Source organism: Mesorhizobium huakuii (assembly GCF_014189455.1).
GTDB classification, from domain to species: domain Bacteria; phylum Pseudomonadota; class Alphaproteobacteria; order Rhizobiales; family Rhizobiaceae; genus Mesorhizobium; species Mesorhizobium huakuii_A.
In genome coordinates, this window is record NZ_CP050296.1 from 1,321,229 (window position 1) to 1,342,729 (window position 21,501).

General features: G+C 64.1%; 20 protein-coding genes and 4 pseudogenes. 13 read left to right on the forward strand and 11 right to left on the reverse strand.

Annotated elements, in window-relative coordinates:
- Nucleotides 1-13: 13 nt before the first annotated feature.
- Nucleotides 14-358, forward strand: coding sequence for a cupin domain-containing protein (locus HB778_RS06635; RefSeq protein ID WP_095201909.1), 345 nt, complete (start codon nt 14-16; stop codon nt 356-358).
- A gap of 3 nt (nt 359-361) precedes the next feature.
- On the opposite strand, the gene HB778_RS06640 is transcribed toward HB778_RS06635, so the two are convergent.
- The 5 genes and pseudogenes from HB778_RS06640 to HB778_RS06660 form a co-directional block, all read right to left on the reverse strand.
- Complete coding sequence (locus tag HB778_RS06640) at nt 362-673, reverse strand: DUF6665 family protein (protein WP_183462474.1); 312 nt, start codon at nt 671-673, stop codon at nt 362-364.
- 1 nt (nt 674) lies between these two features.
- Nucleotides 675-1,154: a GNAT family N-acetyltransferase gene (locus tag HB778_RS06645; RefSeq protein ID WP_183462476.1), complete on the reverse strand. Its 480-nt coding sequence runs from the start codon at nt 1,152-1,154 to the stop codon at nt 675-677.
- 4 nt (nt 1,155-1,158) lie between these two features.
- Complete coding sequence (locus HB778_RS06650; RefSeq protein ID WP_183462478.1) at nt 1,159-3,042, reverse strand: ABC transporter ATP-binding protein; 1,884 nt, start codon at nt 3,040-3,042, stop codon at nt 1,159-1,161.
- Between the two features lie 10 nt (nt 3,043-3,052).
- Nucleotides 3,053-4,953, reverse strand: a pseudogene (locus HB778_RS06655) (ABC transporter ATP-binding protein).
- A 29-nt stretch (nt 4,954-4,982) separates the two neighbouring features.
- The gene (locus HB778_RS06660; protein ID WP_244661838.1) at nt 4,983-5,375 is read right to left on the reverse strand and encodes a hypothetical protein; all 393 of its coding nucleotides are present in this window, start codon (nt 5,373-5,375) and stop codon (nt 4,983-4,985) included.
- A 443-nt stretch (nt 5,376-5,818) separates the two neighbouring features.
- Between HB778_RS06660 and HB778_RS06665 the strand changes: the two genes are divergently transcribed.
- The 3 genes from HB778_RS06665 (at nt 5,819) to HB778_RS06675 (ending at nt 7,115) form a co-directional block, all read left to right on the forward strand.
- A complete protein-coding gene (locus HB778_RS06665) occupies nt 5,819-6,277 on the forward strand; it encodes a tRNA (cytidine(34)-2'-O)-methyltransferase (RefSeq protein ID WP_183462481.1) in 459 nt (152 codons plus the stop codon).
- Nucleotides 6,278-6,438: 161 nt separating this feature from the next.
- Nucleotides 6,439-6,882, forward strand: a complete 444-nt coding sequence (gene soxR, locus HB778_RS06670; protein ID WP_183462483.1) for a redox-sensitive transcriptional activator SoxR — start codon at nt 6,439-6,441, stop codon at nt 6,880-6,882.
- Between the two features lie 32 nt (nt 6,883-6,914).
- Entirely contained in the window at nt 6,915-7,115 is a 201-nt protein-coding gene (locus HB778_RS06675) for a hypothetical protein (RefSeq protein ID WP_183462485.1), read from the forward strand.
- Nucleotides 7,116-7,121: 6 nt separating this feature from the next.
- On the opposite strand, the gene HB778_RS06680 is transcribed toward HB778_RS06675, so the two are convergent.
- Nucleotides 7,122-7,379: a hypothetical protein gene (locus HB778_RS06680; protein WP_023770299.1), complete on the reverse strand. Its 258-nt coding sequence runs from the start codon at nt 7,377-7,379 to the stop codon at nt 7,122-7,124.
- 171 nt (nt 7,380-7,550) lie between these two features.
- Between HB778_RS06680 and hemF the strand changes: the two genes are divergently transcribed.
- The 4 genes from hemF (at nt 7,551) to HB778_RS41335 (ending at nt 10,781) form a co-directional block, all read left to right on the forward strand.
- Nucleotides 7,551-8,465 carry an oxygen-dependent coproporphyrinogen oxidase gene (hemF, locus tag HB778_RS06685; RefSeq protein ID WP_183462487.1) on the forward strand — a complete coding sequence of 305 codons (915 nt, stop codon included), beginning with the start codon at nt 7,551-7,553 and terminating at the stop codon, nt 8,463-8,465.
- A gap of 205 nt (nt 8,466-8,670) precedes the next feature.
- Nucleotides 8,671-8,856, forward strand: coding sequence for a DUF1059 domain-containing protein (locus tag HB778_RS06690; protein ID WP_095201919.1), 186 nt, complete (start codon nt 8,671-8,673; stop codon nt 8,854-8,856).
- Between the two features lie 284 nt (nt 8,857-9,140).
- Nucleotides 9,141-9,719, forward strand: coding sequence for a hypothetical protein (locus HB778_RS06695; protein WP_183462489.1), 579 nt, complete (start codon nt 9,141-9,143; stop codon nt 9,717-9,719).
- Between the two features lie 615 nt (nt 9,720-10,334).
- Nucleotides 10,335-10,781 (forward strand): S8/S53 family peptidase, encoded by a 447-nt coding sequence (locus HB778_RS41335; RefSeq protein WP_244661839.1) that lies wholly within the window; start codon nt 10,335-10,337, stop codon nt 10,779-10,781.
- Between the two features lie 58 nt (nt 10,782-10,839).
- On the opposite strand, the pseudogene HB778_RS06705 reads toward HB778_RS41335, so the two are convergent.
- From HB778_RS06705 to HB778_RS06715, 3 genes and pseudogenes are all read right to left on the reverse strand, one after another.
- Nucleotides 10,840-12,103 (reverse strand): annotated as a pseudogene (locus HB778_RS06705) (CCA tRNA nucleotidyltransferase).
- Nucleotides 12,100-12,732, reverse strand: coding sequence for a CoA pyrophosphatase (locus HB778_RS06710; RefSeq protein ID WP_183465023.1), 633 nt, complete (start codon nt 12,730-12,732; stop codon nt 12,100-12,102). Before HB778_RS06710 ends, HB778_RS06705 begins: the two are co-directional and overlap by 4 nt.
- Nucleotides 12,732-13,361, reverse strand: a complete 630-nt coding sequence (locus HB778_RS06715; RefSeq protein ID WP_183465024.1) for a DUF1285 domain-containing protein — start codon at nt 13,359-13,361, stop codon at nt 12,732-12,734. Before HB778_RS06715 ends, HB778_RS06710 begins: the two co-directional genes overlap by 1 nt.
- Nucleotides 13,362-13,502: 141 nt before the next feature.
- On the opposite strand from HB778_RS06715, the pseudogene HB778_RS06720 reads away from it, so the two are divergent.
- From HB778_RS06720 to HB778_RS06740, 5 genes and pseudogenes are all read left to right on the forward strand, one after another.
- A pseudogene (locus HB778_RS06720) lies at nt 13,503-14,508 on the forward strand (AAA family ATPase).
- Complete coding sequence (locus HB778_RS06725) at nt 14,508-15,449, forward strand: DUF58 domain-containing protein (protein ID WP_183462491.1); 942 nt, start codon at nt 14,508-14,510, stop codon at nt 15,447-15,449. The pseudogene HB778_RS06720 and the gene HB778_RS06725 overlap by 1 nt, the downstream one beginning before the upstream one ends.
- Complete coding sequence (locus tag HB778_RS06730; protein ID WP_183462494.1) at nt 15,446-18,265, forward strand: DUF4159 domain-containing protein; 2,820 nt, start codon at nt 15,446-15,448, stop codon at nt 18,263-18,265. Before HB778_RS06725 ends, HB778_RS06730 begins: the two co-directional genes overlap by 4 nt.
- Before the next feature lie 3 nt (nt 18,266-18,268).
- A pseudogene (locus tag HB778_RS06735) lies at nt 18,269-20,348 on the forward strand (hypothetical protein).
- A gap of 60 nt (nt 20,349-20,408) precedes the next feature.
- Nucleotides 20,409-20,657, forward strand: coding sequence for an ABC transporter (locus tag HB778_RS06740; RefSeq protein WP_183462496.1), 249 nt, complete (start codon nt 20,409-20,411; stop codon nt 20,655-20,657).
- Nucleotides 20,658-20,684: 27 nt separating this feature from the next.
- Here HB778_RS06740 and clpS read toward each other — a convergent pair whose 3' ends face one another.
- Together clpS and HB778_RS06750 are read right to left on the reverse strand one after the other, a co-directional pair.
- Nucleotides 20,685-20,990 carry an ATP-dependent Clp protease adapter ClpS gene (clpS, locus tag HB778_RS06745; protein ID WP_095202027.1) on the reverse strand — a complete coding sequence of 102 codons (306 nt, stop codon included), beginning with the start codon at nt 20,988-20,990 and terminating at the stop codon, nt 20,685-20,687.
- 137 nt (nt 20,991-21,127) lie between these two features.
- Nucleotides 21,128-21,439: a hypothetical protein gene (locus tag HB778_RS06750; protein WP_183462498.1), complete on the reverse strand. Its 312-nt coding sequence runs from the start codon at nt 21,437-21,439 to the stop codon at nt 21,128-21,130.
- Between the last annotated feature and the right edge of the window lie 62 nt (nt 21,440-21,501).

Genomic DNA, 21,501 nt, shown 5'->3' on the forward strand with positions numbered 1-21,501 from the left:
TATCTTCCCAGGCATGGCACACGTCATAGACCGTGAGGAATGGGCTGTTCGCTCCGACCATTGGAAGGGCGAACTGCAATGCGGCGCCTACGGTTCCAACTCCTGCCTGATCTTCAACTACCTGCCTGATGAAGGCGGCGGCCCGCGGCTGCACGCCCACCCTTACGCCGAGATCTTCATCATCCGCCAGGGCACCGGCCTGTTCACCGTCGGCGACAAGGAAATCGAGGCTTCCGCCGGCCAGATTGTCATCGTGCCGCCCCATACGCCGCACAAATTCACCAATCTCGGTCCGGGTCCGCTGGAAACGACCGACATCCACGAGAACGGCACGTTCATCACAAAGTGGCTGGAGTGACCCCTATTTGGCGCCAAGCCTGACCAGCACAGCCCTGGGTATGTCATACTCGCGGATGACGCCATCGTGTTTGCGCAAGCCACACAACTCGCGCTGGATGAAATAGCCGTGCACCGCCTCGGCGGCCGCCTTGAGAAGCTTGGGGCGCAACTGCTCGTCGCCATTGGCGCGCAACCTGGCCAGCGTTTCCTCGACGCGCTGGCCGGCGCGGCCGAGGGCCGCCGCCTTCTCGGCCAGGATTTCATGGCCAAGCGCGTCGAAGGCTGCTTCAGCGGCCGGAGAGCCGGCGAGATGAGCTGGCGGACGCAAGGACATTTCAGCCCCCTTTTTCGAACGACATGCGATGGGTGACGAATTCTTCACCCAACACCGGCTGAAAGCCAAGCCTTTCATAGAAACCGAAAGCTTCTGGTGGCGCGCGAGTGTTCAACACGGTGAAATAGCAGCGTGCCCGATCGATGACGGTCTCGACCAGCATGCGGCCAAGGCCGGCGCGGCGGTAAGGTGCGCTGACGAACAGGTGCCGGACCCGCCCCTGGTCCCTGCCCTCGACATAAGGATCGATGTTCAACCCGCACACGCCGGCGAGTTCCCGGCCATGCCATGCCCCGAATAAGGCCTCGCCCCGTTTCCGGAACTTGTTGCCGCCGCTTGCCCAGCCATCCGCCAGGCGCACCAGCATCCAGTAGCCCTCCAACCGGCTCTCGTCCTTCAACCGGTCGAAGGCCGGCGTGGTTGGCCGGAGCCGCTTGAGCACATAGCCGACCTCCGGGCCGACCTCTGGCGATCCACCCATGCGCCTACTCCGCCGGCCGCGTCTCTTCGAGCACGCTTTCCTCGTGATAGAGGAAGCCGCCCGACTGCCGCTTCCACAGCCGCGCATAGAGCCCATCGAGCGCCACCAACTCGTCATGCGTGCCTTGCTCGACGATTCGCCCGCCGTCCAGCACCACCAGGCGGTCGAGCGCGGCGATCGTCGACAGCCGGTGGGCGATGGCGATCACCGTCTTGTTCTCCATCAGCCTGGTGAGGTTCTCCTGGATCGCCGCCTCGATGTCGGAATCGAGCGCCGAGGTCGCCTCGTCGAGGATCAGGATCGGCGCGTCCTTGAGGAAGACGCGAGCGATCGCCACGCGCTGGCGCTGGCCGCCCGACAGTTTCACGCCGCGCTCGCCGACAAAGGCTTCGTAGCCGGCACGATCCCTGTTGTCGCGCAGGCCCAGGATGAAGTCGTGCGCCTCGGCCTTCTTGGCCGCCACGATCACCTCGGCGTCGGTCGCGTCGGGCATGCCGAGCTTGATGTTGTCGCGCAGCGAACGGTGGAACAGGGCGGTGTCCTGGCTGACGACGCCGATATTGGCGCGCAGTGAATTCTGCGTCACCTCAGCAACGTTCTGGCCATCGATGGTGATCGACCCGCCCTCCAGGTCGTAGAGCCGCAGGATCAGATTGGCGAGCGTCGTCTTGCCCGCGCCCGATGGCCCGACCAGCCCGACCTTCTCGCCCGGCTTGACGACAAGGTCGATGCCGTTCAGCACACCGAACCTCTTGCCGTAGTGGAACTCGACGCCCTTCACGTCAATGCGCCCGCCGGCGACGACCAACTCCCTGGCATCGGGCGCGTCGATGAGGCCGAGCGGCTGCGAGATCAGCGCCTTGGAGTTTTCCAGCACGCCGAGATTTCGCAAGATGCCGTTGAGCTGCATCATCACCCGGCCAAGCAGCATGTTGAGCCGCAGCACCAGCGACAGCGTGAAGGCGACCGCGCCGACAGTGATCGAGCCCTCGACCCAGAGATAAACGGCAAAACAGCCGATCGTCGTGATCATGATACCCGACAGCGTCGTCAGCGCCATGCGCACGCCGGTGAGCCTGCGTGTGAACGGGCGCAGCGCGTCGAGATAGATGTCGAAGCCGTTCCTGATGTAATGGTCGTCGCCGTCGGCCGAGAACAGTTTCAGCGTCTGCACGTTGGAATAGGAATCGACGATGCGGCCATTGATCATCGAGCCTGCTTCTGCCGTGGCCTCGGCATGCTTGCGGATCGCCGGCAGATAGAGTTTTGCCAACCAGCCGAAGGCCGCGATCCAGATCACCACCAGCACCGCCAGCCGCAAGTCAAGGCTGGCGACCAGCGCCAGTGTCGTCACCGTGTAGATGAGCATGAACCAGATGACTTCGATGAAGCTTTCCATCAAATCGCCGGTCGCTTGCCCCGCCTGCCAGACTTTTGTCGCGATGCGGCCGGCGAAATCGTTCTGGAAGAAGGCGTAGGACTGGCGCGACACATGCCGGTGCGCCTGCCAGCGCACCAGGTTGTAGAAGCCTGGCGTGATCGTCTGCTCGTCGACCAGCGCCGAGAGGCCGACGACGATGGTGCGGATGACCAGCACCACCGCGATCATGAACACCAGCTCGGGCCCGGCGGCGGTCCATAGCGCATGCCAGCTGCGTTCGCCGGGAAGCTGGTCGAGGATGTCGACCAGCCGCCCGACGAAGTAGAACAGGCCTGCCTCGACCAGTGGCGCGATGCCGCCGATGACCAGCATGGCGAAGAAGGCGAACTTCGCCTGGCCGACATAGTGCCAGAGAAACCCGCCGACACTGGACGGTGGCCGAAGATTCGCCGGCTCCCTGAACGGAAAGACCCAGTTCTCGAACCAGCGGTAGACGGCTGTCATCATGCGGCGGCCATCATTCTGCGGCTTGCCCCTTTGCGCCAATGTCGTTGGCAACAATATCGTTGGCTATATCAGCCGGGATGTCCTCGAGCAGGAACCCACCCGACTGGCGCTGCCAGAGCTGCGCGTAGAGCCCGCCCTTGGCGACCAGTTCGTCGTGCGAACCTTCCTCGATGACCCGTCCCTGGTCCATCACCACAAGCCTGTCCATCGCCGCGATGGTCGACAGCCGGTGGGCAATGGCGATGACGGTCTTGCCCTGCATGAGCTTGTAGAGATTCTCCTGGATGGCGGCTTCCGCTTCGGAATCCAGCGCCGACGTCGCTTCGTCAAGGATAAGTATCGGTGCATCCTTCAACATAACGCGAGCAATGGCGATGCGTTGCCGCTGGCCGCCGGACAATTTGACGCCGCGGTCACCGACATAAGCGTCGAACCCCTTGCGGCCTTTGTGGTCCGCAAGCCCGCCGATGAAGTCAAGCGCCTCGGCTCGCCGCGCCGCCTCCACAAGCATCTCCTCAGAAGCATCGGGGCGGCCATAGAGGATGTTCTCGCGCACCGAGCGATGCAGCAGCGAGGTGTCCTGCGTGACCATGCCGATCTGGGCCCGCAGAGAATCCTGCATCACGCCGGCGATCTCCTGACCATCGATCAGGATCCGGCCGCCTTCCAAATCGTAGAAGCGCAGCAGCAGATTGACCAGTGTCGACTTGCCGGCGCCCGAGCGGCCGACGATGCCGACCTTCTCGCCCGGCTTCACCGTCAGCGACAGGTTTTCGATCACGCCTTTCTGCTTGCCGTAGTGGAAGCGGATATCCTCGAAGCGGATCCCACCCTTGGAAACGCTGATCTCCTTCGCATCCCGTCTGTCCTCGACCAGCCGCGCAACGAGATCGAGGCGATGCCGTCCTGCACCGTGCCGATGTTCTCGAACAGGCCCGACATTTCCCACATGATCCACTGCGACATGCCCCACATCCGGAGCACCAGGCCAATGACCACGGCGACCGCGCCGATCGTCACCACTTGTCCCATCCACAGCCACAGCGAGATGGCGGTGACCGAGAACAGCAGCAGTGCGTTCAGAATGTAGAGCGTGCCGAAAAGCACCGTCACCAGCCGCATCGACCGGTAGACAGTGTCGAGAAAGCCCATCATGCCTTCCCTGGCGAAAGTGGCCTCGCGCTTGGCATGACTGAACAGCTTGACCGTCTGGATGTTGGAATAGCTGTCGACGACGCGGCCGGTCATGACCGAGCGTGCATTGGCCTGTTCCTCGCCGACCTTGCCCAGGCGCGGGATGAAGTAGCGCAGCAACAGGATGTAGCCGACCAGCCAGACGGCCAGCGGCGCGGCCAGCCGCCAGTCGGCCGAGCCGACGATCCACAGCATGCCGAGGAAATAGACGATGACGTAGTTGAGCACGTCGATCACCTTGATGACGCATTCGCGCACGGCGAGTGCGGTCTGCATCAGCTTGGTAGCGATGCGGCCGGCGAACTCGTCCTGGTAGAAGCTCATCGACTGCTTGAGCAGGTAGCGGTGCACCTGCCAGCGGATGCGCATGGGATAGTTGCCCATCAGCGTCTGCTGGTTGAGCAGCGAATGCAGCCACACCGTGCCCGGCAGCGCGAACAGCACGATGAAGGCCATCGCGGCGAGCTTCCAGCCCTCGGTCTGCAGGAAGGTTTCGCGGTTCTGTGCCGACAGCCAGTCGACGATGCGGCCGAGGAAGCCGAACATCCACACTTCCGCGATGGCGATCGCCGTCACCAGCACCGCATCGACAAGGATATAGGGCCAGGCGCCGCGCGTATAATGCAGGCAGAAGGCGACCAGCGTCTTGGGTGGCTCGACGGGTTCCGCTGCCGGGAACGGATCGAGCCTTCTTTCAAACCAGCTAAACAACAACATGGGTCACGCCTGTGAAATCTGTTTTCCGCTTACGCGGCTTGGCGACGTACGAAGGTCCCGGGTCGTGTGGCGCCGAGGGCCGACGGTCCGGAATCATCCGGACCGTCGGCCCTGCTTCGCGCAATATAGGGGCTCGCGGGCTTTTCGCCGACAGGCTCGTTTGTCGATCCTGACGGTGCGGTGTCGACAAGCCGGATTTTCGCACCTGGCCGGATCAGTCGGATGATCCGGCGCACCAGCGAGGGCCGGCTCGGATCCGGGACCGCGCGCGAGAAATCGACATCCGGCAGCATGCCGCGATGCGGCCGACGGCGAACTTCGGCATGGACCGCTGACGAATAGGTGTCGCCGATCAGCAGCGCCCAGGTCGGCAGTCGGTGGATATGCAGGCTCCTCGAGCCAGGTATTCTGGGATCGAACATCGGTCCGTCCTCCGTATGAAAATAGAGATGAAAAGGCGAAGCAACATCGTCCGCCGGCATTCGACCGGAGGGATGGATTGCGTCTGTCTGGACACGGCGAGCGTCAGTCCAGACACGTTCAGGTGGGGCGTTCAGCCCTTTTGACTTTTTGAAAAACATCGCAGGATTCCTTCGAGAGCCGAAAAGGTGTTTCGGCGGGAATCGGTGCGATCAAGTCTTAGAGAGTCAGGAGAATTGTCGTACCGAAACCGCCAGCAGGCAGGTAAGCCCAAGAGAGGGGCGCTGGATGTGCATGGTCATCATGAGTTTCCCCTCCATCGGTTCGGGTTGACAATGCTGGCCGTATACCCGACTTCGCAGAAAATGGCCACCTGCAGGTCCAGCAATTTCCAAAACCGGGAAGCCCCTGTGGCCGATCTGCCACTTATTAGAAGGATGCGGAAATGAACCGTCGTCTCCGCATCGCGCTCTACCAGCCGGACATCGCCGGCAATACCGGGACAATCCTGCGCTTCGCCGCTTGCCTCGGCCTTGGCGTCGACATCATCGAACCGGCCGGCTTTCCGCTCTCCGACAAAGCGCTCAAGCGCGCCGGCATGGACTACCTCGAAATGGCCGCCCTGACCCGGCATGTCGACTGGCAGGCCTTCGAGCAGTGGCGCAAGGCTCGCGCGGATCGGCTGGTGCTTCTGTCGACCAAAGCGACGACCCCTTACACCAACTTCAGCTTCGCGGACGGCGACATCCTCCTGTTCGGCCGCGAATCCGCAGGCGTGCCGGATGCGGTCCATCAGGCGGCGGATGCGCGGCTGACCATCCCTATGCAGGGTACCGCTCGCAGCATCAACGTCGCGCTCTCCGTCGCCATGGTGGCGGGCGAAGCTGTCCGGCAGCTCGGATAGAATCCGCGGCCCGTCGGCAACTCCACCCTTGCCATTGCTTACGGCAGTGGTTTCTCCAGCCATTCTCACCCAGGCGCACATCGCCTTCTCCTGTCATTTGCCCTACCAACATTTCTTCGCTACAAGCTCAAGTTAACTTGAGGTCAAGCGGAAAATGGGAAATGGCTCCAGTAACGGAATTGACGGTCGGCCAGGTGGCCATGCGCAGCGGTGTCGCGGTATCGGCCCTGCATTTCTATGAAGCGCGCGGGCTGATCCGCAGCCACCGCACGTCAGGCAACCAGCGCCGCTACGGCCGTGACGTGCTGCGGCGGGTGGCGATCATCAAGGTCGCGCAGGAGGTCGGCATCTCGCTCGCCGAAATCGGCCAGGCATTGGCATCCCTGCCCGAAGGCCGCACGCCGACGCGCGACGACTGGAACCTTTTGTCGACCGCCTGGCGCGACGGGCTCGACCACAAGATCGCCCAACTGAAGAAACTGCGCGACGGACTGACCGACTGCATCGGCTGCGGCTGCATGTCGATCGACAAATGCCCGCTCAGGAACAAGGGCGACAGACTGGCAAGGGAAGGAACGGGGGCGCGGAGACTAATTGCGCCTTGAGTGGAATGCGGCGCGACAAAGGAGGTACGTCAGTGCTGGGACACCTGATTCAGGCAGAGGAAGAGACACAACTCATAACGATCTACCGGATCGACTCCGGCGGCATGCCAACCCTGTACACCTCGGTGAGCTTCGAGGAGGCGCGGAAGATGGGGTTCGAGAAATTCGGCAGGTTGCTTGGAGAGAACCTGGTCTTGGATTCTCAAAGAATGCGCGATCTGTTTTCGTTGTGACAGCAACTAGTCCGCCGCCGGCAAGCGCCGGATGGTGAACTCGATCAAATCACCCGGGCGCTCGAACCAGCTTTCGATCTCGGTCCAGTAGGCTTGCTTGGGGAAGCGCTCGAACCATTCCTTGGCCTTGAGGCGCGCATCGGAGCGCGGCAGCACGAAGGTCTCGCGCAAAAAGCCGTCGCGCGGCATACGCGCGCGTTCGGCCCGGCTCTGGTCGAGCCTTTTCTTCAGGCCATCCAGCGGCGGTCTTGCCGGGGTGCGCACGAAACAACTCCTTGCACCTGGCACATGACCCCGAAACCGGAACCCTGGCTTCGGAAAGGATCATGCGCGAAAGCAAAGTGACTTGACCCTGTTCCCTAAGAGATTAGGGATCGCGCCGGCAAAAGACGAGTCATTTGTAGGGGCGGGCCGCCCCGCAACCGGAGACGGCACTTGGAACGACCTGAAATACCGGCTGGCCTGCCCGCCGACATCGAAGAGAAGAAGATGAAGGCGCGCCTGTGGTTCGAGGCGCTGCGCGAACGCATCTGCGGCGCCTTCGAGCAGATCGAGCAGGATCTCCAGGGCCCTCTCGCCTCATGGTCGCCGGGCCGGTTCGAAAAGGCGCCATGGGAGCGTGACCAGGGCAAGGGCGGCGGCGGCACCATGTCGATGATGCATGGCCGCGTCTTCGAGAAGGTCGGCGTCCACACTTCGACCGTCTATGGCGAGTTCTCGCCCGAATTCAGGAAGCAGATGCCCGGCGCCGAGGAAGACCCGCGCTTCTGGGCCTCCGGCATCTCGCTGATCGCCCATCCCTGGAACCCCAACGTTCCGGCCGTGCACATGAACACGCGCATGGTGGTTACCTCCAGGCAATGGTTCGGCGGCGGCGCCGATCTGACGCCGGTGCTCGACCGCCGCCGCACCCAGGGCGATCCTGACACCGTCGCCTTCCACCGCGCCATGCAGTTCGCTTGCGAGAAGAACGCCGGGGTCGCCGACCATCCGAAATTCAAGACCTGGTGCGACGAGTACTTCTTCCTGCCCCACCGCAACGAGCCGCGCGGCGTTGGCGGCATCTTCTTCGACTGGCTGCATTCGGCCGAGGACAGAGGCGGCTGGAATGCCGACTTCAACTTCGTCCAGGATGTCGGGCGCTCCTTCCTCGTCGTCTACGGCCATCTCGTGCGCGCCAATTTCAACGAGAACTGGACGGACGGCGACCGCGACGAACAGCTGATCCGCCGTGGCCGCTACGTCGAATTCAACCTGCTTCATGATCGCGGCACCATCTTCGGCCTGAAGACCGGCGGCAATGTCGCGTCGATCCTGTCCAGTCTGCCGCCAGAGGTGCGCTGGCCGTAAGATCAGCCCGGGCAATTCCGTCCGGAATTGCTCCAAATCTACGGACACTGGGCAAGCGGTGCACGATGCTTTGATGCAACCAGACCGGCCCTTGCGTGTTATAGTCTTCGCCCCGCTCACGTCCGGGAATTCAATCTGGAATGGACCGTGAGCCAAAAAAGTGGCGGAGCCTCGATTGGTTCCCCGGAGGAAAAGGAGAAATCCGATGAAGGCATTCCACTGCGGGTCGCTCGTTCCCGGCTGTGACTGGCACACCCGTGCCGACGAGGAAGCCGAAGTGATGCGCCGTGCCGTCGAGCATATGCGCGAGACGCATGGCGAGACTGTTATCCGCGAGACGATGGTCGAGGCGATCCGTTCGCGCATCGAGAAGGTTCGCGACGCCGCTTAGGCTTTCGCTCGGCTTTGCTTCGTGAGCGGCGGCAAGCGAACCGCGCCGGCGCTCACCATCGGGTTCAAAAAGCTTTGGCCCGCGGCTCGCGTTTGACGCCATCGCGGTCGCGGCGCGAGACAGATTTTCCAGGTCAAAAAATTATATTTACCTCCGCTAAAGTAAACCCTGCGGTAACCGAACCCGTGTCAATGTCGCGCGGATAATCCGGCTACAGTGGGCTGCCAGAGAAGCCCGTCGCCACCAGGCACTGATCCGGAACGGTGGGGCGAGGTGTTTCGCGCATGCGCGAAAAATCCGGCAATCGAGTGGGTTTCCGTACGGCGGCGCTCCTGCTGTGGGTGCTGGTTGGGGCGTACCCGGCTATTGCGCAGGAAATGACGACATCGTTGGTCGACATCCACCAGGGTTCGCCGCTCAGCGATCGCGCGAGAGGCCTGGGCAATGGCGGTTACGAACTCCAGAACGGAACCTTTGTCTCGTTCAACCAATGGTACCGCGCGAGCTGGGTCGACATGCATGTCGACCTTTTGACCCAGATCACCGAGGATACCGGCATCCTTTGGGGTTTCGGGACCGGAGAAGAGGGCGAGAAGTATCGGATCGCGCCCAGCCTCAAGCTTGGGTTCCTTACTCAGATGCATCCCAGCCCCAACAGTACGCTTTCCCTGTCGTTCACCACGACCTTCGGCGGCAAGCTCACCGAAAAGTCCTGCGAAGCCGACTATGGCGACTTCGGTACCTACAGCGTCAATTGCCGGCTCGCGGCCAGCCAGATGGCGCCTGAGGAGACCTTGAAATATCTGGTTAATGCTAAACCGGAAAGCCAGCACCTCTGGCTGAACTACCGTGTTACTTTCTGATCGCCGCGAGGCTGCGAATGCGGAATTCATCGCCCCGAAAGCGATCGCTCATCCTGGTTGTTGTCTGACTGGAGTAGGAACATGTCGGGTACTTGCATGAAGTTCGGCCTCGCCGCCGCTATTGTCATCCTTTCGGCGCCATTCGCATTGGCGCAAGACGCTCTCGACGCCGATGAGACGGCCGCGCTCTGCCACGGTGGCGGGTCAATATGCGTGAGCGCGACGATCCCGGCCGCGCCGCGACGCAGACGGTACAGAACTGGATGAGCCCCGAAGTCGGCGCCGCATGGGCCGCCGGCTACAAGGGCAAGGGCGTCACCATTACCATGGTCGACGACTTCAGCAGCTCGACACGCTTTTCCGGCAATTTCGGCCTCGGGGTTCAAACCCAGCGGCACGGTGAATGGACCCGCGAGGAAGCCAGCATGGTTGCGCCACTGGCAACCATAAGGTCGAAAGACTTCACCACCGGTTCATACGTCCCGCTGACGAGCGGCCTGAACGTGCTCAATCTGAGCTACGGCATGTACGCCAAGGCGGGCTACAGCTCAAACCAGATCGGGTGGGCACCGGAGGAAGCTTCCATCATCTACTACGCCACCAAAGGGCTGGCCGTTGTCTCGAAGGCGGCTGGCAACGATCTCGGTTGCCGTGGGCGGCGTCACCGGCGGCCAGCAGGATTATCTCGACCTTGCCCTGGTTGGCAAAGCCTCGGCGATCTTCGTCGGCGCGCTGTCCACCAACGGCACGACGTCCAACAAGGCCCAGCTTGCCTGGTATTCCAACTACGCCGGCTCCAACACGGCTGTGCAGAGCCATTTCCTCGTCGTGGGTGTCACTGGCGACAAGACCGGCCTTTATGGCACGTCCTTCGCCGCGCCGATCATCTCGGGATACGCGGCGATCATCGGCAGCAAATTCACCAGCGCGACGCCGACCCAGATCACCAACGATCTGCTCAATACGGCTCGTACGGATACACTGGTCAACTATAACCCCTCCGTCTACGGCAAGGGCGAGGCGAGCCTTTCTCGCGCCCTGGCTCCGGTAGCAATCAGGTAGGCGCCTAGCGTTTCGCTCGACGAGCACGTCGCCTGTATCCGTTCGAGCGCTACGCGTTCTAGGCTTCCAGCGCCTTTGCCGCGCGGTCAAGCAGCGCGCCGCGATCCGGCGCGAATCCCGCCTCGATCCATTCCGTTTCGAGGTTCTTGAGGATTTCGCCGAGCTTCGGCCCCGGCGTTGCGCCGAGCGCCGTCAGATCGGCGCCTTTCAGCGGAAACACCGGTTTTTCCCATTTGAGCGCGAAGGCCAGCAGTCGCGAAAAAGCCGCCGGCTTCGAGCAGCGCGTCATTGTTCTCGACGGCGCGCATGCGTGCGGCGGCAAGCGACAGCCGCAGCCGATCGACAAACCCTTGCCGCTCGCCGCGATAGAGCCTTTTTGCCAGTTCGCCCTCGGTCGTCTTCGGCTCGACGGTGGTGGCCAGTGCCCAGTGGCGCAAGCGGTCTGATTCCGCGGTCGAAAACCGGAGCCGCTCGGCCAGCGTCTTCATGCGCGCGGCATCCGGTGGCACGATCGCCTCCAGCCTGAGCAGCGGATCAGCCGCCCAGCCCAGATCCTTCTCGGCCTTGGCCAGCCCATGGATGGCGTCGATGCCCCATTTCTCGCTTTCCGGCAGCGCGGCGGTCAAGACACCGGCCTGCCGCATCCACAGCAGCGCCCGCGATGGGTCCGGCGCCGACAGAAGCTTCTTCAGCTCGGACCAGACGCGCTCCGCCGAGAGTTGGGCCAAGCCCTCCTTCAGCCTGGCGCAGGCCTTCAGCCCTTCGGCGTCCGGCCGGCCTTCGCCATACCAGGCGAAGAAGCGGAAAAAGCGCAGGATGCGCAGATAATCCTCGCGGATGCGCGCCTCCGCATCACCGATAAAGCGCAGCCGCCGCGCCTCGATGTCGGCGATACCGCCGACCAGGTCTACGACGGCGCCATCCGCCTCGGAGTAGAGTGCATTGATGGTGAAGTCGCGCCGCTCGGCATCCAGCTTCCAGTCGCGCCCGAACGACACTTTGGCGCGGCGGCCATCGGTCTCGACATCGGCGCGCAAGGTGGTGATTTCATAGGGCTTGCCGCCGGCGACCACCGTGATGGTGCCGTGCTCGATGCCGGTCGGCACCGGCTTGAAACCTTGCGCCTCTGCGCGGCGGATGGTTTCCTCAGGCAAACAGGTGGTGGCGATGTCAATATCGGCGACCGGCTGGCCCATCAGCGTGTTGCGTACGGCGCCGCCGGCTATGCGCACCTCTTCACCGCCTTCGGCCAGGGCGGCAAGCAGGCGCTGCAGATGCTTGTCGGCGAGCCAGTCGGCCCTGCCCGCGATCGAAACACTCACGCATAGAGCCTTTCATAGAGCGTGCGAATGATGCCTGCGGTGACGCCCCAGATGCGCCGGTCGCCATAGGGCATGTCGTAGAAGAACCATTCGAGATCGTTCCACATGCGGCTGTCGCGCTTATGGTTCACCGGGTCCATCAGGAAGCGCAGCGGCACTTCGAAGGCGGCATCGACCTCCTCAGCGTTCAAGGCCAGCTGGAAGCCGGGCTGCACGATGCCCAGCACCGGCGCGATGCGGTAGCCGCTGCCGGCGACGTAGTCGGGCATGCGGCCGATGATCTCGATACGGTCCTGGCCGAGGCCGATCTCCTCGAAGGTCTCGCGCAGCGCCGCCGCCTCCGGGCTGGAGTCGGTGGAATCGATGGTGCCGCCGGGAAAGGCCACCTGCCCCGAATGGCTGCGCAGCTTTTCGGCCCGCTTGGTTAGCAGAACCGTCGCTTCGCCTTCATGGTCGACCACCGGGATCAGCACCGCCGCATTGCGCAGTGGCTTGCCCTGGTTGAGGCGCGGATGGCCTGGATTGAAACGATGGTCGCCATAGTCGTCGTCGGCATGCGCGTCCGGCTGCGCGGCGAAGCGCGCGCGAAAATCCGCCGATGAAAACGGCATTAGCGACACGCGGTCCATCATACGCTCAGCCGTTGCAACTGGTCCGCCGGCATAATCGGGAACACAGCACCCTTCGAGCGCACCGCGAACATCGTCTCGCCGCCGATCTCGACCTCCTCGCCATGCCCGACCAGTTCGTACATGACCGGCCGCCCCACCAGCGCCTCCAGCCGGCCGCGCACCAGCACATAGGGCTTCAGGCCGCCGGTGTCGTGCTCGTCGACGAAGCGCAGCGGCCGTTCCGGCCCGGCCTCGACCACATCGCCGACATTGGTGCGGAAGGTGATGATCTGTTCGTCGCCACTGCCCGAAACGTCCATTTCGACGGCGATGAACGGCGCATCGGCGACGCGGATGCCGACCTTTTCCACAGGCGTCACCAGATAGGTCCTGCCGTCGGCGTCCTTGCGCAGCACGGAGGAGAAAAGCTGCACCAAGGGCATGCGGCCGATCGGCGTACCGAGATAGAACCAGGTGCCGTCGGCCTTGATCTCCATGTCGAGATCGCCGCAAAAGTCGGGATTCCAGCGATCCACGGGCGCCGCGCCCTTGCCGGCACGCGCCGCGCGCGAGATCAGCGCTTCCAGGCCGCGCGCCTCGGTTGCCTGCGTAAGGCTTTGTTGGCGATGTTCGTCGTGTTCCGTCATCGTCACGAAATAGTCACTGTTGTTCCGCTTGTCAGCCTAAGTCTGTGATTTAAGTTCGACCATAGGCGCTACGCGAGGCCGAATCGCGGCAACCTATGATATGGTGCAGGCTGGTATTTCCAACCAAAGGGATCGAGCCGAATGAGCGTGATGGTCAAGGAAAGTCCGATCAGCGAAACGGACATGATCGCCGAGGCCGAAAAAGGCGCTGGCTGACATTTCCAGGATCCGCGACGGGGTCGGCCGAGTGATCTTCGGCCAGGAGGCCGTCGTCGAGCGGACGCTGGTGGCGCTGCTGGCCGGCGGCCACGCGCTGCTGGTCGGTGTTCCGGGCCTCGCCAAGACCAAGCTGGTCGAGACGCTGGGCGTCGTGCTCGGCCTCGATTCGCGCCGCATCCAGTTCACGCCCGACCTGATGCCATCGGACATCCTAGGCTCCGAGGTGATGGAGCAGGACGAGATCGGCAAGCGCTCCTTCCGCTTCATCTCCGGGCCGATCTTCGCCCAGCTTCTAATGGCCGACGAGATCAACCGCGCCTCGCCGCGCACCCAGTCGGCGCTGCTGCAGGCCATGCAGGAGTATCACGTCACCATCGCCGGCGTCCGCCATGACCTGCCCGCACCCTTCCATGTGCTGGCGACGCAGAATCCGCTGGAGCAGGAAGGCACCTATCCGCTGCCCGAAGCCCAGCTCGACCGCTTCCTGATGCAGGTCGACATCCTCTATCCCGAAATCGAGGCCGAGCGCCGCATTCTCCTGGAAACCACCGGCATCGAGGATGCCAAGGCGCAGAACGTGCTGCAACCGGTGCGGCTGAAGGAAATCCAGACGCTGATCCGCCGCATGCCGGTGCCTGAAAGCGTGGTCGAGGCGATCCTCACTTTGGTGCGCTCGGCGCGTCCGGGCCAGGGCAATGCCGAGACCGACAAGCATGTCGCCTGGGGGCCAGGCCCGCGCGCCAGCCAGGCGCTGATGCTGTGCACGAGGGCGCGCGCGCTCTACGATGGACGGCTGGCACCATCGGTCGACGACGTGCGTGCCCTGGCCGAACCGGTGCTGCAGCACCGCATGGCGCTGACCTTCGCCGCCCGCGCCGAGGGCACCAGCGTGCGCGACGTGGTGGCGAAGCTCGTGAAAGGGATTTGATGGCGCGCATCGGCGAGGTCCAGGCTCCGGCAGCGACGCGCGACGCGCTCGCCCGTGGCCGGTTGCGGGCTTCGCTTGTACCCGACCTGCTGGTCGAGGCGCGCCGCATCGTCAACACGGTGATCGCCGGCTGGCATGGCCGCCGCAAACGCGGCATCGGCGAGAATTTCTGGCAGTTCCGGCCCTATGTCGAAGGCGATTCCTCGCGCATCGACTGGCGCCGCTCGGCCCGCGACGACCACACCTATGTGCGCGACCGCGAATGGGAAGCCGCCCATACGGTGTGGCTGTGGGCCGACCCCTCGCCGTCCATGCTCTACAAATCGACCGGTGCCAGCGTTTCCAAGCAATCGCGCGCGCTGGTGCTGGCGCTGGCCATGGCCGAATTGCTGTCGCGCAGCGGCGAGCGCATCGCCTGGCCGGGCCTGACCGATCCGTTCACCGCCCGCAACGGCGCCGAGCGCATCGCAGCTCAGCTGATGCATGCCGGCGAACTGCCGGCAAAGCCTGACCTCACGGACATCAGGCGCTTCTGCGACATCGTCATCGCCAGCGATTTCCTCGATCCGGTCGAAGAGACGATGGAATGGCTCGACGTGCTCGCCCGCCACGGCGTGCGCGCACATCTGATCGAGGTCGCCGACCCGGCCGAGGAAACCTTCCCCTATGCCGGCCGCACCGAGTTCACCGATCCCGAGACCGGCGACAAGCTGACTGCCGGACGCGCCGAAATGCTCGGCGACGAATACCGCCTGCTCTACACCGCCCGTCGTCAGGAACTGGCCGCCTGGTGCAAGCGGCTCGGCTGGAGTTTTACCGTCAACCACACCGATCGGCTCGCGTCCGACGCGCTGGTGCGCCTGCACATGGCAATGACCGCCGATGGCGGCTATGCCGGTAGCGGTCGTACCCGTCAGTTCGGAAAGGTGGTCGGCGCATGAGCTGGCTGACGCTCTCCTTTGGCGCTCCCATGGTGCTGTGGGGCCTGCTGGCGCTGCCGGTGATCTGGTGGCTGCTGAGGCTGACGCCACCCAAGCCGCAGGCCGAGATCTTTCCGCCGCTGAAGATCCTGGCGCGCGTGCTGAAGCGCGAGGAGACGCCGCATCAAAGCCCCTGGTGGCTGACGCTGCTCAGGCTGCTGATGGCGGGCCTCGTCGTCGCGGCGCTGGCCGAACCGGTCTTCAACCCGCGCGAAAAATTGCCGGCCGAAGGTGCGGCCCTTGCGCTGGTCATCGACAATGACTGGGCAAGCGCGGCCGACTGGAACAAGCGCGTCGCCACCGCCGAGCGGCTGATCAAGGACGCCGGCTCGAACGGCGTGCCGGTCATCATCGCCTTCACCGCCGAAAGGGCCAATGCCGAGATCGGCCCCTTCGATGCCGCCGCTGCCCTCGACCGGCTGCGCGCCGCCAAGCCGCGGCCGATCCCCACCGACCGGCCCGCCGTCTATGCCCGTGTCGCCGGCGTGCTGGAAACCTTGCCCGGCGCCAGCGTCGCCGTGCTGGCCGACGGCCTCGCGGCCAAGGGCGACGAAGCCGCCTTCAACACACTGTTGTCGAAAAATGCCGCTCGCGTCGTGTGGGTTACCACTGAGCGGCTTTCGCTGACCGGGCTAACCGCCGCCGAGAACCAGGTCGACGGTTTTGCGCTCACCGCCATCCGTGCGCCGGGCGATCCGGCGCCGGCACAGGTCACCGCCGGCGCCTTCGACGACAAGGGCCGCCGCATCGCCGATGCGACGCTGACCTTCGCACCTGGTGAAGCCACCGCCACCGGCACGATGGCGGTGCCGTTCGAACTGCGCAACGATTTCGCCTCGATAGCGCTCGACGGCGAGCGCCAGGCGGGTGCGGTGCGCGTGCTCGACGAAAGCTCCAAGCGCCGCCGCGTCGGACTTTTGTCGCAGGCCGAGGCCGACCGGGCGCAGCCGCTTCTGTCGCCGCTCTACTACATCAGGCGGGCGCTGCAGCCCTTCGCCGACCTGGTTGAACCCTCCAGCGCCGATCTCGCCGACGCCATCCCGCAGATCCTCGACCAGAAGCCGGCGATGATCATCATGGCCGACATCGGCACCATTCCGGCACAGGTCCGGCAAAGGCTGGTCGACTGGGTCGACAATGGCGGCACGCTGGTGCGTTTCGCCGGCTCGCGGCTGGCCGCCGCCGGCAATGACGACGATCTGCTGCCGGTTCGCCTGCGCACTGGCGAGCGTTCGCTCGGCGGCGCGCTGTCATGGACATCGCCGCAGCCGGTCACCGAATTTCCCAAGGCCGGTCCCTTCGCCGACTTGGCACCGCCCACCGAGGTGACAGTAAGCAGGCAGGTGCTGGCCGAGCCGACACCCGACATCGTCGAGCGCACCTGGGCCGCACTTGCCGATGGCACGCCGCTGGTCACCGGGCTGAAGAAAGGCAAGGGCACGCTGGTGCTGTTCCACGTCACGCCCGAGGCGACCTGGTCGAACCTGCCGATTTCGGGCAGCTTCGTCGAGATGCTGCGCCGCATCGTCCAGCTGTCGCGCAACCAGGGCGCGGCGATCGCCAATGCCGAAGCAGCCGCCACGTCGCTGGCGCCCTACCGCATGATCGCGGCAGACGGCTCGTTGGTTCCGCCGACGCCGGATGCAAGGCCGCTGGTGCCGGGCGCCGGCGCGCCGGTGACCTTCGAGAACCCGCCCGGCCTCTACGGCTCCGAGACCGGCGTCTTCGCCCACAATCTGCTCGATGCCGCGAGCACGTTCGCGCCTCTGGCGCGCCCGCAGATCGCGGTGCCGGTCACCACGATCCAATACGCCTTCGACGAATCCCGCAACCTGAAAGGTTCGCTGGTCGCGGCCGCCCTGGTGCTGATGCTGCTCGACACGCTGGCGGTGTTCTGGATGGGCGGCTTGTTTTCGCGCCGGCCGCGCCGCGCCGGTGCGGTGACCACCACCGCAGCGGTGCTGATTGCGCTTGGCGCACTGTTCGGCCATGCCGATTTCGCCCGCGCCGACGATGCCAAGCCGGGCGACGAGGCGGCCATCACGGCGATCTCGAAGACCCGTATCGCCTACGTGCTGACCGGGGTACCGGGCGACGATTCGATCAGCCGCGCCGGGCTCGAAGGCCTGACCCGCTTCCTGATCGAGAAGACCGCGCTGGAACCCGGCGCACCGGCCGGCGTCGACATTGCGAAGGACGAACTGTCGTTCTATCCGCTGATCTACTGGCCGATCGATCCGGCCGCCCCGATGCCGAGCCAGGCGGCGATCGCCCGCATCGACGCCTATATGCAGCAAGGCGGCACGGTGCTGTTCGACACGCGCGACCAGTTCGCCAACGGCATCGGCGCCGATTCCACCAGCCCGGCCACCGAGCGGCTGCGCGACATCCTCGGCAACCTCAACGTACCGCCGCTGGAGCCGGTGCCGTCGGACCACGTGCTGACCAAGTCCTTCTTCATCTTGCCCGAATTTCCCGGCCGCTTCGCTGGCAGCCCGCTCTGGGTCGAGGCCTCGCTCGACGCCAGCAACACCGACAACCGGCCGGTGCGCACCGGCGACGGCGTGTCGCCGATCATGATCACCGCCAATGATTTCGCCGGCGCATGGGCGGTCGACGAGAATGGCGACCCGCTGCTGCCGACCGTGCCGGCCGACCCGATGCAGCGCATCTACGCGCTGCGCGCCGGCGTCAACATCATGATGTACATGCTGACCGGCAACTACAAATCCGACCAGGTGCACGTCCCCATTCTGCTCGAACGGCTGGGGCAGTAAGGCATGAACTGGTCAATTTCTTTCGAACCGCTGATCTCCTGGCCGCAGCTCGCTTTGGTGCTGGTGCCGCTAGCGCTGCTGGCGCTTGTCGGCCTGTGGTTTCGCCAGCGCGGCGGCGTCCTGCGCTTCGTCGCCCTGCTGGCGCTTGCCGCCGCTCTGTTCAACCCGGTGTTCCTCAATGAGGAGCGCGAGCCGCTGAAGAGTGTCGTTGCGCTGATCGTCGACCGCAGCCAGAGCCAGGATATCGGCGACCGCACCAAACAGACCGATGAGGCGGTGGCCGGGCTGCAGCAGCGTCTTGGCCGCTTCAAGCAATTCGATGTCCGCGTCGTCGAGGCCGGCAAGTCCGACGCCGCCGAGGAACGTACAGAGACGCGGCTGTTCGGCGCGCTGGAAGGCGCCTTCCGCGACGTGCCGCCGTCGCGCATCGGCGGCGCCATCATGATCACCGATGGCGAGGTGCATGACGCGCCTCCCGGCGCGCCCGACTTCAACGCGCCGCTGCACGCTTTGATCACCGGCAATGACCACGAAAAGGACCGTCGCATCCGCTTCGAGAACGCGCCGCGCTTCGGCATCGTCGGCAAGCCGCTCGACATGACCTATCGTGTCATCTCGACCGAAAACGAGACCGGTCCGGTCGATGTGCGCGTCTCCGTCAATGGCGAGCAGGTCTCGGTCGAGCATGCCACCGTCGGCCAGGCGATGCCACTGCAGGTGACCATTCCGGGCGCCGGCCGCAACATCATCGAACTCGCCATCGACCGCGAACCCGGCGAACTCACCGACACCAACAACCGCGCCATCGCGCTGGTCGACGGCATCCGCGAGAATCTGCGTGTGCTGCTCGTTTCGGGCGAACCGCATGCGGGCGAGCGCACCTGGCGCAATCTTTTTGAAGTCCGACGCCTCGGTCGATCTCGTCCACTTCACCATTCTGCGGCCGCCGGAGAAGCAGGACGGCACGCCGATCAATGAATTGTCGCTGATCGCCTTCCCGACGCGCGAGCTTTTTGTCGAGAAGATCAAGGATTTCGACCTCATCATTTTCGACCGCTACCAGCACCGCGACGTGCTGCCGATCCTCTATTACGACTACATCTCCGAATATGTCGAAAAGGGCGGCGCGCTGCTGATCGCCGCCGGCCCCGAATATGCCGGCGAGGCTTCGATCGCGCGCACGCCGCTGATGTCGGCCCTGCCGGCCATGCCGACAGGCGAGGTGGTCGAAAAGGCCTTCTATCCGCGCCTCACCGACCTCGGCCAGCGTCATCCGGTGACGCGCGGCCTCGATGGTTCGGCCACCGAGCCGCCGCACTGGAGCCGCTGGTTCCGCACCATCGGCGTGCAGAACCCGCAGGGCGAAGTGGTGATGAAGGGTGCCGACAACCGGCCCCTGCTGCTGCTCGACCGCAAGGGCGAAGGCCGTGTCGGCATGCTCCTGTCCGACCAGGGCTGGCTGTGGGCGCGCGGCTTCGAGGGCGGTGGTCCGCATGTCCAGCTCTACCGGCGCATCGCCCACTGGCTGATGAAGGAGCCCGAGCTCGAGGAAGAGCGGCTGACCGCCGAGGGGCGCGGCATGGTGCTGGAGATCCGCCGCCAGACGATGGCCGACGATCCAGGCACGGCGCAGATCATCACCCCTTCCGGCAAGACGGTGACCGTCAAGCTCGACAAATCCGAGCCCGGCGTCTTCCTCGGCAGTGTCCAGACCAACGAGATCGGCCTCTTCCAGGTCGCCAATGGCGATCTCACCGCGCTCGCCCATGTCGGGCCGGTCAATGCGCCGGAATTCGCCGACGTCATCTCCACCGAAAACCTGCTGAGGGCACCGATGGAAGCCACCGGCGGCAGCGTGCGCCGGCTGGCCTCGTCCACGGCTCTTGGCAGCGACGTGACGCTGCCCTCCATCGTGCCGGTGCGCTCGGCCGGCGAGGCCGCCGGCAGCGACTGGATCGGCCTGCGCACCACCGACGACAGCGTGCTGAAGGCCGTCTCGCGCGTGCCCCTGTTCGGCGGCTTCCTCGGCCTCGGCCTGCTGCTCCTGGCGATGGGCTCGATGTGGTACCGCGAGGGAAGATAGCAAAGGCCGATGAGGTATCGTCTCGTTTTACAGTGGTCATCAGTCGAGGACTATGACGCCATGATCTCGCTTGAAAATTCATTGATCGAAGGTTTGCCGGAAGGCGAGATTGACGGGCACGACTTCGGATCGGGTGAGTTCAATATTTTCATCCGAACAAACAACCCATTGAAATCATTCGAGAGGTTAAAGAAGATTCTCGAATCTGATGAGATGTTGGACAACGTCAGAGCCGCATATCGCGATGTCGAAAGCGAAGAGTATACGGTCGTCTGGCCAACCTCTTTGAGAGATTTCAAGGTTCTATGATTCATCGCCCTAAGGGCGACCACTCCTCTACTCCTCCGGCTCTGTCGTGAACAGCAGCGGGTAGCCTTTGGCCTTGCCGGCGTCGGTCGCCCGCGTCGCCTTGGTTTCGGCGACATCCCTGGTGAACACCGCAACCACGCAGACGCCGCGGCGGTGCGCGGTGATCATGATGCGGTGCGCCTGGTCCTCGCTGAGCTTGAACTCGCCCTTCAGCACCGTGACGACGAATTCGCGCGGCGTGAAATCGTCATTGATGAGGATGACTTTGTAGAGCTTCGGCCGCTCGGTCTGCGGCTTGACCTTGGTACGCGGTTTTGTGGTGATTTCTGGCATCGGAACCGACAGTTTCGCGATCGACGGCGGGCGCCATGCATTTTGCCAGACGTCAAACCGATCGTCCATTTTGATTGACGCGCAAGCTGGGTCGAGCGCGGCGCTTCACAATCATGTGGGCAATCGCTGGCCGCGGTTCAACGGTCGAGATTGGGACGTAGGCGATTGCCGCTGGGATTGGCCCGGCGTTCCAGCCATGCCGCGATCGGCCATCCGGCAATGCAGATCAGCGTCACGGCGAGAAGCACGATCAGCAGCCACGCCTGGACAGGCGTGATGTAGTCCCAGTTGCTGGAAATTATCGGCGCGAACAGCGAGGGCTCGGTGCGGCCACTGGCGGGGTCGGGCACGGGGCTAGCGGTGAGCAGAATCAGCACCCTGGCGACACCGGTGGCAACCAGGCCGCCAATCACCATCGAACGCAAAATGGACGAAAGCCGCTTCTTCATGCGGATTGTCCTACATGGCCGGCGTTGCAAACGGGTTAAGCATGATCGAGATGCGCGGCTGG